This window comes from Xylanimonas ulmi (assembly GCF_004216535.1).
GTDB lineage: Bacteria > Actinomycetota > Actinomycetes > Actinomycetales > Cellulomonadaceae > Xylanimonas > Xylanimonas ulmi.
Map to the genome: position 1 here is coordinate 48383 of NZ_SGWX01000001.1, position 15390 is coordinate 63772.

General features: G+C 72.7%; 14 protein-coding genes. 7 read left to right on the plus strand and 7 right to left on the minus strand.

What is annotated here, in order from left to right:
* From EV386_RS00195 to EV386_RS00215, 5 genes are all read left to right on the plus strand, one after another.
* The gene (locus EV386_RS00195; RefSeq protein ID WP_130411244.1) at positions 1 to 732 is read left to right on the plus strand and encodes a GntR family transcriptional regulator; all 732 of its coding nucleotides are present in this window, start codon (positions 1 to 3) and stop codon (positions 730 to 732) included.
* A gap of 111 nt (positions 733 to 843) precedes the next feature.
* Positions 844 to 1593, plus strand: coding sequence for an N-acetylmannosamine-6-phosphate 2-epimerase (locus EV386_RS00200; RefSeq protein ID WP_165399782.1), 750 nt, complete (start codon positions 844 to 846; stop codon positions 1591 to 1593).
* A gap of 2 nt (positions 1594 to 1595) precedes the next feature.
* Complete coding sequence (locus EV386_RS00205; protein WP_130411248.1) at positions 1596 to 2609, plus strand: Gfo/Idh/MocA family protein; 1014 nt, start codon at positions 1596 to 1598, stop codon at positions 2607 to 2609.
* Positions 2606 to 3649 carry a Gfo/Idh/MocA family protein gene (locus tag EV386_RS00210; RefSeq protein WP_207216435.1) on the plus strand — a complete coding sequence of 348 codons (1044 nt, stop codon included), beginning with the start codon at positions 2606 to 2608 and terminating at the stop codon, positions 3647 to 3649. The genes EV386_RS00205 and EV386_RS00210 overlap by 4 nt, the downstream gene beginning before the upstream one ends.
* A 145-nt stretch (positions 3650 to 3794) precedes the next feature.
* Complete coding sequence (locus EV386_RS00215) at positions 3795 to 4988, plus strand: Gfo/Idh/MocA family protein (RefSeq protein WP_207216436.1); 1194 nt, start codon at positions 3795 to 3797, stop codon at positions 4986 to 4988.
* Positions 4989 to 5005: 17 nt separating this feature from the next.
* On the opposite strand, the gene EV386_RS00220 is transcribed toward EV386_RS00215, so the two are convergent.
* The 7 genes from EV386_RS00220 to EV386_RS00250 all read right to left on the minus strand — a co-directional run bounded on the left by EV386_RS00220 (position 5006) and on the right by EV386_RS00250 (position 12505).
* Positions 5006 to 6067: a nitroreductase family protein gene (locus EV386_RS00220; protein ID WP_165399783.1), complete on the minus strand. Its 1062-nt coding sequence runs from the start codon at positions 6065 to 6067 to the stop codon at positions 5006 to 5008.
* A complete protein-coding gene (gene frdD, locus EV386_RS00225; protein WP_130411254.1) occupies positions 6052 to 6411 on the minus strand; it encodes a fumarate reductase subunit FrdD in 360 nt (119 codons plus the stop codon). The genes EV386_RS00220 and frdD overlap by 16 nt, the downstream gene beginning before the upstream one ends.
* The gene (locus tag EV386_RS00230; RefSeq protein ID WP_130411256.1) at positions 6408 to 6914 is read right to left on the minus strand and encodes a fumarate reductase subunit C; all 507 of its coding nucleotides are present in this window, start codon (positions 6912 to 6914) and stop codon (positions 6408 to 6410) included. Before EV386_RS00230 ends, frdD begins: the two co-directional genes overlap by 4 nt.
* Positions 6911 to 7801, minus strand: a complete 891-nt coding sequence (locus EV386_RS00235) for a succinate dehydrogenase/fumarate reductase iron-sulfur subunit (protein WP_130411258.1) — start codon at positions 7799 to 7801, stop codon at positions 6911 to 6913. The genes EV386_RS00230 and EV386_RS00235 overlap by 4 nt, the downstream gene beginning before the upstream one ends.
* Complete coding sequence (gene frdA, locus EV386_RS00240) at positions 7798 to 9585, minus strand: fumarate reductase (quinol) flavoprotein subunit (RefSeq protein WP_130411260.1); 1788 nt, start codon at positions 9583 to 9585, stop codon at positions 7798 to 7800. The genes EV386_RS00235 and frdA overlap by 4 nt, the downstream gene beginning before the upstream one ends.
* On the minus strand, positions 9585 to 11009 hold the full coding sequence (locus EV386_RS00245) for a class II fumarate hydratase (protein ID WP_130411262.1): 1425 nt from the start codon (positions 11007 to 11009) through the stop codon (positions 9585 to 9587). Before EV386_RS00245 ends, frdA begins: the two co-directional genes overlap by 1 nt.
* Before the next feature lie 77 nt (positions 11010 to 11086).
* Entirely contained in the window at positions 11087 to 12505 is a 1419-nt protein-coding gene (locus EV386_RS00250) for an anion permease (protein ID WP_242607753.1), read from the minus strand.
* A 465-nt stretch (positions 12506 to 12970) separates the two neighbouring features.
* On the opposite strand from EV386_RS00250, the gene EV386_RS00255 reads away from it, so the two are divergent.
* The gene (locus tag EV386_RS00255; RefSeq protein ID WP_130411266.1) at positions 12971 to 14680 is read left to right on the plus strand and encodes a sensor histidine kinase; all 1710 of its coding nucleotides are present in this window, start codon (positions 12971 to 12973) and stop codon (positions 14678 to 14680) included.
* Positions 14677 to 15351, plus strand: a complete 675-nt coding sequence (locus tag EV386_RS00260; RefSeq protein ID WP_130411268.1) for a response regulator — start codon at positions 14677 to 14679, stop codon at positions 15349 to 15351. Before EV386_RS00255 ends, EV386_RS00260 begins: the two co-directional genes overlap by 4 nt.
* Positions 15352 to 15390: the final 39 nt, after the last annotated feature.

The following is a 15390-nucleotide window of genomic DNA, read 5'->3' on the forward strand; positions in this document are numbered from 1 at the left end:
ATGACGGCAGAACCCGGGGTCACAGCCCCGCCTCGCTCGAAGTACCTGCAGATCAAGGACGCTCTGCTCGAGGCGTACATCGACGGCAAGCCGGCCGGCAGCGCTCTTCCCCCCGAGCGGGTCCTCGCGGCTGACTTCGGCGTCACTCGCGTCACCGTGCGTCGCGCCATCGACGAATTGGAGTCCGACGGGTTGGTCTACCGGGTTCAAGGCGGGGGCACGTACTCCGTCGGCCCGTCGATCGCCAAGTCGCTGCGCCTGACGTCGTTCAGCGAGGACGTCCGGGCTCGTGGCAGGACGCCAAGCTCGCGACTGTTGGAGGTCGCTCACGGCGCCGCTGGTGACGAGGTCGGGCGCAGCCTCCACCTCAGTCCGGGGGACGGTGTCGTGACCGTCCGGCGCCTGCGCATGGCAGACGGCGAGCCGATGTGCCTGGAGGTGTGCGCTCTCGCGGCAGCGACCGTCCCTGGCCTGGAGGACCTCGATCTGACTGGCTCGCTCTACGAGTTGCTCGAGCGGCACTACGGCATCGCGCCCACGCGCGCCGAGCAGCTCATCGAGGCGACGGTGCTCGACGAGCATGACGCCGCGATGCTCGGCGTGCCGCCGTTCTCCGCGGCGCTGCGCGCGACACGGACCTCGTACGACTCGCGAGGTGGTCCCGTCGAGTACGCGGTGACGACGTACCGGGCCGACCGGTACTCGCTTCGGTTCGCCGTGCGCAGGGACTGACGGCGGATCCTCCCAAAATCGTTGCATGGCCGAGATAAATGGTATATACCAAAGCCTGTGAAATTGACTCCCGGCTCGCGCCCCCGAGGGACCGGACGTCCATCTCGTGATGTGACCGTCGCGAAGCTGGCTCACGGCCTGGTCGTCTCCGCGCAGACCCACCATCCGGGCGGACCGCTCGACCACCCCGCCACGCTGGTGCGCCTCGCCCTGGCGGCAGGGCACGGCGGGGCTGCCGGCTTCCGGGTCGCGTCCCCGGACGTCGTCGCCCTGCTGAGCGGGAGCACGGACCGACCGGTCATCGGCATCACGAAGCGTCGCGTGCCAGGCCAGGAGGTGTTCATCACTCCGTCGGTGTCCGACGCGGTGGCCCTGGTGAACGCGGGGGCGGACCTTGTCGCGGCGCATGCGGCGACCCGAGGACGACCAGCGGAGACGTTCGGCGAGATCGTCGCCGCCTGCCACGCACTCGGGGTGCCCGTGATGGCGGACTGCGCAACCGAGGCCGAGGCGCATGACGCCGTCGAGGCAGGCGCGGACCTCATCGCGACCACCATGGCTGGGTACACCCGAGAGACGAGGGACGTCGTCCCGCCCGCACTGGAGCTGGCGGAACGGTTGGTGCGCGCCCTCACGGTCCCGGTGGTCGTCGAAGGGGGTGTCTGGGACCCGGCTGTCGTCACCGCGGCCTTTGCGACGGGTGCGTATGCGGTCGTCGTCGGCTCGGCCGTGACCGACCCCGAGCGCATCACGCGACGGATGGTGGCGGCGATCCCGCCGATCCCCGAGAACAGGTCCGCTGTCGAACAGGTCGACGCGCGTGGCCCCTGGGCCTCGACCCCGAATGGAGAGTGTCGGTAACCATGAGAGTGGGAATGATCGGCGCCGGCGGAATCGCCGTCGAGCACGCCGCCGCCTGGGCGGCGCTCGGTGCTGAGATCACGGTCTTCAGCGCCGAGGGTGCGCAAGACCTTGCGACGGAATGCGGCGGGAAGGCGGTCGCCAGCCTCGACGACCTTTTGGGCCGCAGCGACGTCGTCGACGTCATGACGCCGACGGACACGCATTACGAGTACACGCTGGCCGCAATCGAGGCCGGCCGGCACGTGGTGTGCGAGAAGCCGCTCGCGCGCACGCCGGCACAGGCTGGTGAGCTCGTGTGGGCAGCCGCCCGTGCGGGGGTGCAGCTCTATCCGGCCCAGGTTGTGCGCTACTTCCCGGAGTACGTCGCCACCCGGAACGCGGTTGCCGCCGGGCGTGTCGGACGCCCCGCCGTGCTGCGGCTCACGCGAAGCGGCGTGTTCCCCTCGTGGTCGCCATGGTTCGCCGACGACGCACGGTCGGGTGGGATCGTCGCTGACCAGATGATCCACGACCTGGACATCGCGCGGTGGATTGCTGGAGAGGTCCGTGAGGTGTACGCGCTGCGCTCGCGCGCCGACCAGCGGCAGACCGCGCACGTCACGCTCACCCATGTGAGCGGAGCCGTCAGCTCGGTCGCCGGGCTGTGGGGTCCGCCGCACCTGGCGTTCCGCACCGCCGTCCACGTCGCCGGCGACCGCGGAGTCCTGCGGTACGACTCTGCTCAGCCAACTGGTGTGCGAGCCGACCTCGCCCCGGTCGCGGTCGACGGGCGACCTCGCCCCGCCGCGGTCGGAGGTGAGAGCCCCTATCTCGCGCAGTTGCGTGAGTTCGCAGCGGCATTCGACGGCGGGCCACTCCCGCGCGTCGACGCCGTCGACGGGGCGATCGCCGTCGAACTCGCCGCCGCCGCCCAGACCTCGATCGCGCGCGGTGAGCCTGTGCGCGTCGACACAGCGGCACGCGCGTGCGCACTGGCTGCCGCTGTCGGCACCACGGATCGGAGAAGCGCGTGAACCACGACAAGCCCCGCCACGCCGACCTGAAGGTCGCGGTGCTCTCCTTCGCGCACCCACACGCCGAGGCGTACGCGGACCTGCTCACCGCATGGCCTGGCGTCCAGGTACTGGCCGCCGACCCCGACGGCTCGACCGAATCGGGTGGGGGCCCCCGGGGTCGGGAGCTTGCACAGACTCTCGGCGTGGACTACGTCGAGACGTATGCCGAGGCGTTCGCCTGGGGTCCCGACGCCGTCATTGTGTGCAGCGAGAACGCCCGTCACCGCGACCTGGTCGTCGCCGCCGCCCGGGCGGGGGCGCACGTGCTGTGCGAGAAGCCGCTCGCCACGAGCGCCGCCGACGCGCGCGCCATGATCGAGGCGTGCGACGGAGCCGGCGTCTTCCTCATGACCGCCTACCCGGTCCGGTTCAGCCCCGAGTTCGCGACGCTGCGCGCGCACGTGGACGCGGGATCCCTCGGACAGGTGATGGCGTTGGTGGGGACCAACAACGGAAAGATCCCCCTGGACGGGCGGCCCTGGTTCGTCGACCCCAGGCTTGCGGGAGGTGGAGCGCTTGTCGACCACGTCGTGCACGTCGCAGATCTGCTGGATGCCTTGCTGGGCGTGCGAGCGGAGTCCGTCCGTGCGGCGACGAACCGCATCCTGCACGCTGACGATCCGCGTGTGACCGTCGAGACCGGTGGGCTGGTCAATGTCACCTACCCCGGTGGGGTGATCGCCACGATCGACTGCTCATGGAGCCACCCGAACGCAGCGCCCAACTGGGGTGGGCTCACGCTTCAGGCGGTCGGCACAGAGGGTGTCATCGACATCGACCCGTTCGGCGCCCACGTTGCCGGGACGGCCGAAGACCAGCCCGCGTGGCTAGCGTTCGGCGGCGATCTTGACCGTGCGATGCTCGGGCATTTTCTGGACGGCGTCCGCAGCGGCGTGGCTCCGCAACCAGACGGGCCCGCGGGACTCCGCAGCCTGGAGGTGATGTTGGCCGCTCAGGAGTCCGCGGCGACGGGTCAGGCGGTCCGACTGGCCACGTGAGTGTGCCGCTGCCGGGCTCGCCCGCGGGCGCTCCTGCCGTCCAGGTGATCAGTTGATGGCGGGTCCGGACCGCGGACGCATACGGTCTGCTCAGGCGCGTCCGGCGACCGGAGCGCGCACCATCGATCATGCGGTGTGGGGGATGATGAAGTCGCTTAGCAGGCCACGGCTGGCGGTCGCCGTCGTCGGCGCCGGGCAGCGCGCCGGGATCGGGCGTCATGTCGCGGCGGTCCGCGACGACGCCGCGGTGAGCGCCGTCGTCGACAGCGACCCGGTCGGCCTCGACCGCGGCCGGACCCTGTTCGGCGACGTCCAGACCTTCGCCAGCCACCGCGACCTGATCGCCGCGCGCGCCGCCGACGCGGCGATCATCACGACCCCCGACGACACCCACGCGGACATCGCGGTCGACCTGTTGCGGGCGGGCGTGGCCTGCTACTTGGAGAAGCCGCTCGCCACGACGCTCGCGGACGCCGACCGGGTGCTGGCGGCCGCGGCCGAGAGCGGGACGCCGCTGTACGTCGGGCACAACTACCGGCACGCGGGCGTCGTGCGCGCGATGCGAGGGGTGATCGAGCGCGGCGAGATCGGTGAGGTCAAGGCCATCTGGGTGCGCCACTTCGTGGGGCATGGCCCGGACTACTACTTCAAGGACTGGCACGCCGACCGGTCGCGCACCGGCACGCTCCTGCTGCAGAAGGCGAGCCACGACATCGACATCGTCCACTACCTCGCGCGGGGGTACACGCGCCGCGTGGTCGGCATGGGCGACCTCATGGTCTACGGCGAGGTGGCCGACCGTCGCGAGCGGCCCGGGCAGACGATGGCGGACTGGTTCTCGCTCGCCAACTGGCCGCCCGCGAGCAACACGGGGCTCAACCCCGTCGTCGACGTCGAGGACGTCTCGATGATGCTGATGACGCTCGACAACGGGGTGCAGGCCAGCTACCAGCAGTGCCACTTCACCCCGGACTACTGGCGCAACTACACGGTCATCGGCACGCAGGGGCGACTGGAGAACATCGGCGACACGGCCGGGGGAGTCGTGCGCGTCTGGAACCGCCGGCACGACTGGCAGATCCACGGGGACGCCGAGCATCCGATCGAGGGCGTGACCAGCGGGCACGGGGACGCGGACGTGGCGACCATGGCGGAGTTCCTCGGCCTGGTCATCGACGGCGCGCCGACCGTCGTCTCACCCGTCGCCGCCCGCGCGGCTGTCGCCGCGGGGGCGCTCGCCGCGCAGTCGCTGCGCGACGGGTCGCGCCCACGAGACGTGCCGCCGCTGGCCCGGTCGGTGCTCGACCACTTCGCCGCCACGACGCGGTCGCCGGTCTGAGCGCGGGGCCAGCCGCGTCAGCCGAGCACCTCGCGCAGCGGGCGCCGGGGCGATCGTCGCGGGTGCCTGGTCGGGTCGACGGCGCCGAGGCGCAGCACCTGCAGCAGCGCCTCGTCCCGCAGGCTCAACAGGTCGCCCGCCCGCGCGCGGGCCTCGTCGTCCTCCACGACCTGGCCGAGGAACCCGACCCGGGCCTCCTCGGCGGTCGCCGCGAGCATGGCGCGCTGCATCGCGGCGCCGGCCCGGACCCAGGTGGTGGGCCCGTCGGGGGCTCCGGCGAGCACGAGCAGCCGCGGGCTGACCTCGAACACGTCGGTGGATGGCGCCGCGGTGTCGCCCGACGGCGCAGGAGCCCTTCGCGGGGAGGTCGGTGAGACCGCGAACTCGCGCCGCGGCACGTTGCCGCTCGGGTCGCCCGGCCCGATCAGCGTGGGCGGGATGCCGCGACCGCCGTCGGGCTTTGTCCACCGTTGGACCTCGGCGAGATAGGCGACGTCGTCGCGCCATCGCGCCTCGACCGCCCGGGTGAGGTCGACCAGCGCCGCCGTCTGAGCGGGGTCGGGGCGCAGCGCGCGGATGTGCCAGCCGTCGCCCGCGGCGCTCGCGGCCGCCATGACCGTGTCCCACGCCGCCGCCTCCAGGTCGCCGTAGAGCGGGCCGCGGCTCGTGCGGCGCTCCAGGATGGCGGTGTGGAGGCGGTCGTCGAGCGGGTCGCCGCGGGCGTCGTCGGCGATCTCCACGACGGCGACGACGGCGCCGGTCAGGGTCGCGGTGGCGCCGCTGGCCGCGCCCGCCTCGTGCGGGTCGAGGTCCGGGAACACCTGGGTGCGGGTGGTGCGTCCGGTCCGCACGCGCATGCCCAGCTCCAGGTTCGCGATCGCCGCGCCGAGGGACTGCAGAAGCCAGCGGCCCTGGCGGTCGATGATCCGCGGGCGCAGGGTGGGGTCGACGCGCACGGCGACCCCCTGGGCGATCATGGTGAAGTGCCAGGGCTGGCTGTTGTGCACCGACGCGGCGAGCGTCGCGTCGCTGACGGCCGAGCGCAGCTGCCGCTTGAGGGGGCCTACGACGCCAGGCACAGCGCCCACCCCCCAGCGGGAATCACGATCGCCAGGCCGTACGTCGCGGCTCGCACGATCTCGGGCGGGTTGAGGTGCAGGTCGTGCAGGGCGTGGTAACCGCGGTGGCAGCAATGCCACAGGATCACGCCCAGCGTCGCGAGAATGGCGAACGACGCCGCCGGGTGGGTGGCGACGCCGGCCAGCGAGCGGTACGTCGTCGCCGCGTCGCCGAAGACCTCGAACGGGACGATGACGCCGAAGACGATCACGACGGCGGGCATCACGAGGACGGCCAGTTGGCCGCCCCCGGCGAACAGCGCCCACATCACGGACTCGTTGTTGCGGCTCTCCCAGCGCCTCATGACGCGCTCCTCCAGATCCAGACGACGGTCGCCGCCAGGACGGCGAGAGCGACCACGTATTGCGCCGCGACGATCCAGCGGCCGGACAGGTACGCCTGGCCGATGCGCACGCGCACGATCTTGGGCGCGGCGGCGTACCAGGTGGTGGCGTGGACCAGCGTCATCGCCAGCACGAACACGATGAGGACGACGTTGAGCGGGTGGCGCTGCAGCGTGACCCACGAGTCCCACGCCTGCGGGCCGCGGTGCAGCGCGACCATGCCGACGACGAGGTCGAGCAGGAAGAGCCCGACGATGAAGGACGAGACCTCGCGCAGGGCGTAGGCGCGCATCTGGCGCGAGCGGAGGAACCAGGTGCGCGGCATCGGCCGGGAGACCGGCCGCCGGGCGCTCGCCGGCTGGCCCACGCCGCGCGCGTCCAGGACCGCCAGGACCCCGGACATGTCGCGCCGCGGGCTCGGTGGTGCGGGACTCGATCCGGGCGTGCGGTCGGCGTGGGTCATGGTGATCCCCTCCGTGCGGTCTTGTCGCTCAGGTCGCCGGCCGTGCCCTTGTGCGGCGTGACGAACTCGGCGGCCCAGGCCAGCGCGGTGGCGATCTTGGCCTGCTGGATCGCCGCCGCGGGGTCCACGCCCTTGGGGCAGACCGTCGAGCACGCGCCGACGAAGGTGCAGGGCCACACGCCGTTCTCGGTGTCGAGCACCGGCAGACGTCGGTCGGACCCGCTGTCACGCGTGTCCTTGTCGTAGCGGACGGCCGCGGTGATGGCCGCCGGCCCGAGGAAGTCCGACGCGATGCCGACCTGCGGGCAGGCCGCGTAGCACAGCAGGCAGTTCACGCACATCGTGAAGTCGTGGTAGGCGACCATCTGCTCGGGGGTCTGGGTGTTCCCCTCGCGCCCCGGTGACCCGTCGGGCGCCTCGGCGCCGGGCACGACCCACGGCATGACCGAGGTGAGGCGCGCGAGGAACGGCTCGAGGTCGACGACGAGGTCGCGGTCGACGTCGAAGTTCTCCAGCGGCTCGACGCGCAGCCCCTCGTCGGCGTACGTGCGCAGGAACGTCTCGCACGCGAGGCGCGGGCGGCCGTTGACCATCATCCCGCAGCTGCCGCAGATGCCCATCCGGCACGACCAGCGGAACGCCAGCGACGAGTCGACGTGGTCCTTGACCCAGTTGAGCGCGTCGACCAGGGACGTCTCGGTGCTGTACGGCACCTCGTACGCCACGGTCCGCGGTCCGTCGCCGTCGTCGGGCCGGTAGCGGAACACCTCCAGCCGCACCGTGCCGAGGACCTCGGTCGAGCCGCTGCGGCTCTCGCCGGGTCCGCGACCGTCGTCCGGGCCGGGCGGGGTGGGGGCCACCGCCTCCGCGTCGTGGTCGTCGCTCATTCCTCGTCCTTCCCGGCGGCGGCCGCCGCCTTGGCGCCGGCGGCGCCGTACTCGCGCGCGGACGGTGGGGACGTGGTGATGACGACGTCCTGATACCCGATCAGCGGCGCCTGGCCGGGTCGGTGGGTGGCGACCGAGTGCGCCAGGAACCGCTCGTCGTCGCGGGCGGTGTGGCCGTCGAGGCGCTGGTGCGACCCGCGCGACTCGGTGCGCCGCAGCGCCGAGTGGACCATCGTCTCCGCCACGTCGAGCAGCGCGCCGAGCTCGACGGCCTGGGCCCAGTCGGTGTTGTAGACGGGGCAGGTGTCGCTCACGCGCACGTCGCGGTGCCGGTCCTTGAGGCCCGCGATCACCGTCGCCGCTCGGCGCAGGCCGTCGGCCGTGCGGAAGATGCCGACCTCGTCGTCCATCACCCGGCCCAGCTCGGTGCGGATCTCGCTGGGGCTCTGCGTGCCGCGGCCCATCATCGCGACATACCGGTCGGCGATCTCGGCGCCGGCGGCGCGCACCGACGTCGACGGCCCGCGCGGCTCCCGCCACGCCAGCTCTGCGGCGCGCTCGCCCGCGACGCGCCCGAACACGACGAGCTCGGCGAGCGAGTTGGATCCGAGTCGGTTGGCGCCGTGCAGGCCGCTGGAGGCGCACTCGCCGACCGCGAAGAGTCCCGGCGTCGACGTCTGGGTGGTCACGTCGGTCTCGATGCCGCCCATGGTGTAGTGCGCCGTGGGCGCCACCGGGATGGGCTCGCGCGCGGGGTCGACGCCCACGTACTGCTCGGCGAGCTCGCAGATCAGAGGCAGGCGCTCGCGCAGGTAGGCGCGGCCGAGATGGCGCAGGTCGAGGTGGACGGCGTCCCCGCGCGGGGTCGGGATGGTGCGCCCGGCGCGCTGCTCGTGCCAGAACGCCTGCGAGAGCCGGTCGCGCGGGCCCAGCTCCATGTGCTTGGTCTTCGGCTGCCCGACGGGGGTCTCGGGCCCCAACCCGTAGTCCTGCAGGTATCGGTACCCGTCCTTGTTGAGCAGGACGCCGCCCTCGCCGCGGCAGCCCTCGGTGATGAGGATCCCCGAGCCGGGCAGGCCTGTGGGGTGGTACTGCACGAACTCCATGTCGCGCAGGCGCACGCCCGCGCGATAGGCCATCGCCATCCCGTCGCCGGTGACGATGGCGCCGTTGGTGTTCTGCGCGTAGGCGCGCCCCGCACCCCCGGTCGCGATGACGACGGCGCCGGACTCCAGCAGCACCGGGTAGCCGTTGCGCTGGTCGTAGGCGACGACGCCGGCGACGGCGCCGTCCCGCACGACGAGCTCGAGCGCGAAGTGCTCGTCGAAGCGCCGGATCTGCGCGAACTGCAGGGACGTCTGGAACAGCGTGTGCAGCATGTGGAAGCCGGTCTTGTCGGCGGCGAACCAGGTGCGCGGGCGGCTCATCCCACCGAAGCGGCGCACATTGACCGCGCCGTCCGGGCGCCGGCTCCACGGGCAGCCCCACCGTTCGAGCTGGTACATCTCCGCCGTCGCGTGCTCGACGAAGTACCGCACCACGTCCTGGTCGCACAGCCAGTCGCCACCCGACACGGTGTCGTCGAAGTGCCGATCGAGTGAGTCGTCCGCGCCGACCACGCCCGCGGAGCCGCCCTCGGCGGCGACCGTGTGCGACCGCATCGGGTAGACCTTGGACACGAGGGCCACCGTGAGCGTGGGGCGGGTGCGGGCGACCTCGATCGCCGCGCGCAGGCCCGCTCCGCCCCCGCCGACGATCACGACGTCGACCCGTTCGACCAGCATCAGTCGGCGCCCGGCGCCGTGGGCGCGACCGTCATCGACAGCACGTCGAGTGCGGCGTCGAGCCGCTCGGCCGTCAGGTCGCCGTCCAGGTGGCCGAGGGCGACGACCGCCTCGCGGATCGTGAGTCCCTCACGCACGGCGTGCTTGGCGACCTTCGCGGCCGCCTCGTAGCCGATGACCCGGTTGAGCGGCGTGACCACCGACGGGGAGGACTGGGCGAACACCAGGCACCGGTCGGCGTTCGCGACGATCCCGTCGACGCACTTGCGGGCGAGGTGCCGCGACCCGTTCGCGAGCAGGGTGATCGACTCCAGCAGGTTGCGCGCGATGAGCGGCAGCTGCACGTTGAGCTCGAACGCGCCCGAGGCGCCCGCCACCGCGATGGCCGCGTCGTTGCCGATGACCTGCGACGCGACCTGAAGCACCGCCTCGGGAATGACCGGGTTGACCTTTCCGGGCATGATCGACGACCCGGGCTGCAGGTCGGGCAGCGCGATCTCGGCCAGCCCGGTGCGTGGGCCCGAGCCCATCCAGCGCAGGTCGTTGCAGATCTTGGTCAGGCTGACCGCGATCGTGCGCAGCGCGCCGGAGGTCTCCACGAGCGAGTCTTGGGCGCCCTGCGCCTCGAAGTGGTTGCGCGCCCGCGTGAGCGGCAGCCCCGTGTGCTCGGCCACGAGCGCGATGACGCGCTGCGGGAAGCCGGGCGGGGTGTTGATGCCGGTGCCCACGGCCGTGCCGCCGAGCGGGAGCTCCGCCAGGCGCGGGAGGGCTGCGCGCACGCGCTCGGCGCCGTAGCGCACCTGGGCCGCGTAGCCCCCGAACTCCTGCCCGAGCGTCACGGGCGTGGCGTCCATCAGGTGCGTGCGCCCCGACTTGACGACGTCGGCGAACGCGGACGCCTTCGCCTCCAGCGCCGACGCGAGCTCGTCGAGCGCCGGGAGCAGGTCGTGCAGCACGGCCGCGGTCGCGGCGATGTGGATCGAGGCGGGGAACACGTCGTTGCTGGACTGTGAGGCGTTGACGTGGTCGTTGGGGTGCACGGGCTGCCCGAGCCGCTCGCCGGCGAGCGTGGCGATGACCTCGTTGGCGTTCATGTTGGACGACGTGCCCGAGCCGGTCTGGAAGACGTCGATCGGGAACTGGTCGTCCCGCAGACCCGAGGTGACCTCGGTGGCGGCCGCGACGATCGCCTCGGCGACCGGCGCCGCGATGACGCCCAGCTCCTGGTTGGCGAGCGCGGCCGCCCGCTTGATCTGCCCGAGGGCGGCGATGTGCGGCGGGGACAGCCGTGCGGACGAGATGGCGAAGTTGTCCACCGCGCGCTGTGTCTGGGCGCGGTACTTGGCGCTCACGGGCACCAGGACCTCGCCCATGGTGTCGTGCTCGACGCGGTAGCCCGTCGGGTGGTCGCTGGACTGGGTCATCGGGTGCTCCCTCGTGTCGGCGGCGCTCGGTGCGCCGGGTGGCGCTCGACGGCGCCGGGTCGCGGGACGCTCGGCGCTCACCACATGCCGAGCACCTTCATCCACACGCCGCCCAGGCCCATCCAGATCGCGATGTTGAGGACGCCGATCGCCAGGCCGTAGCGCCACCAGTGGCCGATCGACACGTAGCCGGCGCCGAACAGGACGGGCGCCGGCCCGGACGAGTAGTGGGTGCAGGAGGCGAAGAGGGAGGAGATGAAGCCCAGGACGAGCGCGGCGAACAACGGCGGCGCGCCCGCGGCGATCGCCGTGGCCAGGAAGGCCGCGTACATGGCCGACACCTGGGCTGTGTTCGACGCGAACAGGTAGTGGGTGAAGAAGTACACGAGCGTCAGGATGATGAAGGCCACCACCCAGTCCATGCCGGCGACCAGGCCGGACATCTGCTCGCTCACCCACGGGATGAGGCCGAGCTTGTTGAGCTGCGTCGCCATCATCACGAGCGCGGCGAACCAGACCAGGGTGTCCCACGCCTGCCGCTCGCTCTTGACGTCCTCCCAGGTGAGCGCGCCCACCACGAGGAGCACCCCCAGGCCCGCGAGCGCGGCCGTCGTCGCCGACATGTCGAGGGCGACGTCGCCGACCGTCCACAGCAGCAGCAGGAGCACCAGGGTGCCGACGACCGCCCACTCAGGCGCCGTCATCGGGCCGAGCTCCTTGATCTGCCTGCCGGCCTGGGCGGCGGCCTCCGGCGTCCTCTTCACCTCGGGCGGGTAGATCCGGTAGAGCACCGCGGGCACGATGGTCAGCGACGCGACGCCGGGGACGACCGCAGCCAGGGCCCACTGGCCCCAGCTGATGGAGACGCCCTGGTCGCCGGCCAGCTGCGCCGCCAGGGGGTTGGCCGCCATGGCGGTCAGGAACATCGCCGAGGTGACGACGTTGACCTGGAACGCGGTCAGCGTCAGGAACGACCCCACGCGCCGCGACGACGGCGAGTTCGGCTCGCTGCCGTACGTCGAGGAGATCGAGCGCAGGATCGGCATGATGACGCCGCCCGCCCGCGCGGTGTTGGACGGCGTCGCGGGCGCGAGAATCAGGTCGGTGAGCGTCATCGCGTAGGCGACGCCCAAGATGCGCGAGCCGATCTTCGACACGAGGTACAACGCGATCCGCGCGCCGAGCCCGGACTTGATGACCGCGCGTGAGATGAGGAACGCGGTCACGATGAGCCAGATCGTCGAGTTGGAGAAGCCGGACAGCGCGTCGGCCGGCTCCAGGGTCTTGGTGACGATGACGACCGCGACGCCGATGAGGCACACGGCGCCCATGGGCAGGGGCCGGGCGATGACGCCCACGATGGTGGCGACGAACACCGCCAGGAGATGCCAGGCCTGCTGCTCGATCCCGCTCGGTGGTGGGATGAACCAGATCACGAGCGCCACCCCGACGGGGATGAGCAGTCGGCCGAGGGAAGCGGGGCTGAGCGCGGTCACCCGCGCCGGCGGTCCGGCGGACCCGGCGCCGCCTGGCGCCGCGGGTCCAGGGCCCGCGTCCGCGGGCGGTGTGGGCGTGGGTCGAACACTGGGAGTGGATGCCATCGGTATCGCCCGTCGTCGCGCTGCGTGCCTGAGCCTGGCCGGCGTCATCTCCGGCCGAGCGCTCAGACAGCGGGTCTGGGTGGCCCGTCGACGCTCACGCTATTGACGCGCCGGCGCCGCAGATCCGCGGTTTGCTGGGCTATGGAGTTGTGTGCTTTGCGATCACGGCGGAGCCTGAGATTTGTCGCCGGGTCACGCCTCTTGTGTTCATAGAGAAAGTGGGCGAGTCGGACCCCTCTCGCGAACAGCGGATGCCGCGGGCGTCAATTCCGCGTGCGCATTGTTTATCGGGGCTCCTTGGGCTGATCGCTCTCGGGTCATAATGGCGTTGTGGAGCGACCGGTCCGCGAATATCCGACAATGGCGCCGGCCCGAACGGGCGCGCGCCATCATGCGACCGACGGCGCGCCCCTGCGCGAGCGTGACAGCCGCGAGCGTCACAGCCTGGGCCGGCTGGCCGGCGGCGTCGTGGCCGTGGCGCTGATCGCCGTCGTGGGCGTCGGGGTCGTCCTCGGGTACGCCGCGGCCCGCGCCGCCGCGTTCGACCAGGCGCGCGCGACCGTGCGGTCGGCCGCCCTGCTGCTGGCCCAGGATCGCGACGTCGTCGACGGTGCGCTCGCCCCCGCCCCGGCCGCCGCTCTGCGCGCTCGCGCTGAACGGGCGCGCAAGACGGCCGGCCTGGACTTCGTCGTGGTCATGGCCGTCGACGGCACCCGCTGGACCCACCCCGACCCGGAGCGCGTGGGCGAGCCGTACATCGGGTCCATCGCCGCGGCGCAGGCGGGCGGCGTCGTCGTGGAGGAGCACGTCGGGACGCTGGGGCCCTCGGTGCGCGCCGTCGCCCCGGTCCTGGGGCCGAGCGGACGGCCGATCGCCCTGGTCGCCGCCGGGACCCGAGTGGGCGCCATCCACGCGACGGTGGCCAGGAGGGTCGCGGTGCTGGTCGCGGTGGGCGCGGCCGCCGTCGCCGCCGGCACGACGGTCGCCTCGCTGGTGCACCGCAGGGTCGACCGGCAGGCGCACGGGCTCGGCCCGCGCGCCATCGTGCGCACGCTCGCGCAGCACCAGGCGTTGCTCGGTTCGGTGCGGGCCGGTTACCTGCTCGTCGGCCCCGACCGGCGTGTCGAGCTGTGCAACGACGAGGCGGGTCGACTGCTGGGGCTCGACGACGTCGTCGGGCGCCGGATCGCCGACCTCTCGCTGGAGCCCGGGCTCGCCGAGCTGATCGCCTCGGGACGCCGAAGCGCCGGGCAGGTCCACACGGCCGCCGGGCGGACCGTCATCGTGACGCAGGTGCCCGCGCGGAGTGACGCGCACGCCCCCGGGTGGGTCACGACGATCGCCGACCACACCGATGTGGTGCGGATGGCCGGGGTCATCTCCTCCCAGAAGACGCTCATCGACGCGCTGCGCGCGCGAGCGCACGAGGCGGACAACCGGCTGCACACCGCCGTCCTGCTGGTCGAGCTGGGCCGCGACGCGCAGGCCGTCGAGTTCGCGACCGGCGCCCTGGAGCTTTCCCGCGAGGTCGCCGAGCGTCTGTCCGCCGCCGTCGACGACGCGGCGCTGGTCGCGCTCCTGCTGGGCAAGAGCGCACAGGCCCACGAGGCCGGGGTTGAGTTGCGGTTCGCGCGGAGGTTCGCCATCCCCGCGACGCACCTGCCCGCCGAGGACCTCGTGGTGATCCTCGGCAACCTCGTCGACAACGCCGTCGAGGCGGCCTGCGGCGCGGCCGAGCCGCGGTGGGTCGAGGTGCGCGCCTGGGTGTCGGACGCGCCGGCCGACGCCGGACCCGACGGGTCGACGCTCGTGGTCGAGGTCGCCGACTCGGGGCCCGGACTGCCCGCTGACGCCGTCGCCCGCGCGTTCACGCGCGGGTGGACGACCAAGTCCCCCGCCCCCCAGTCGCCGGGCGAGCGGGGGATCGGGCTCGCGCTCGTGGACAGCGCCGTGACCCGGCTGCGAGGCTCAATCGAGGTGCGCCGCGAGCGCGGCGCGACCTTCGCGGTGCGTCTGCCGCTGCGCAGCGCGGCGCCGCCCGTCCCGGCCGGGAAGGAGGCGCGCGGATGATCCGCGTGCTGGTCGTGGACGATCAGCGAGCCGTGGCGGACGGGCATCGCGTGCTGGTCGACCGGGTGCCCGGGTTCGTGACCGTCGCGGTGACGCACAACGGCGAGGACGCGCTCGTGCGGGTCGCCTCGGGCGGGGTCGACCTGATCCTGTTGGACTTCGGCCTGCCCGGCATCCACGGGCTGGAGGTGTGCCGCCAGCTCCAGCAGACCGAGGCGCCCGTCGACGTCATCGCGATCACCGCCGACCGGAACCTGGTCACGCTGCGGCAGTCGGTGCGCCTGGGCATCGTCGGCTACCTGCTCAAGCCCTTCTCGTTCGCCGCGCTGCGGCAGACGCTGGAGCGTTACGCGGCCTTCCGTGTCGCCGTCGCCGGTGACCGGCCGGTGGACCAGCAGGAGATCGACGCGGCGCTCGACCGGCTCCGGGAGCGGTCGCACACCGAGATGCCCAAGGGCATGAGCCGCGAGACGCTCGACGACGTCCGGCACGCGGTCGCCGTCGCGCCGGACGGGCTCACCGCGGCGCAGGCCGCCGCCGCGACCGACGTCTCGCGCGTGACCGCGCGCCGCTACCTCGAGTTCTTGACCCACTCGGGCGGGTGCCTGCGTGAGCCGATCCGCGGCCATGCGGGCAGACCCGAGATCCGCTACCGGGTGCGGCCCATCTGAGGGCGGCCGTGGGCGCGGCGCCCGTCGCCGCCTCGTCGC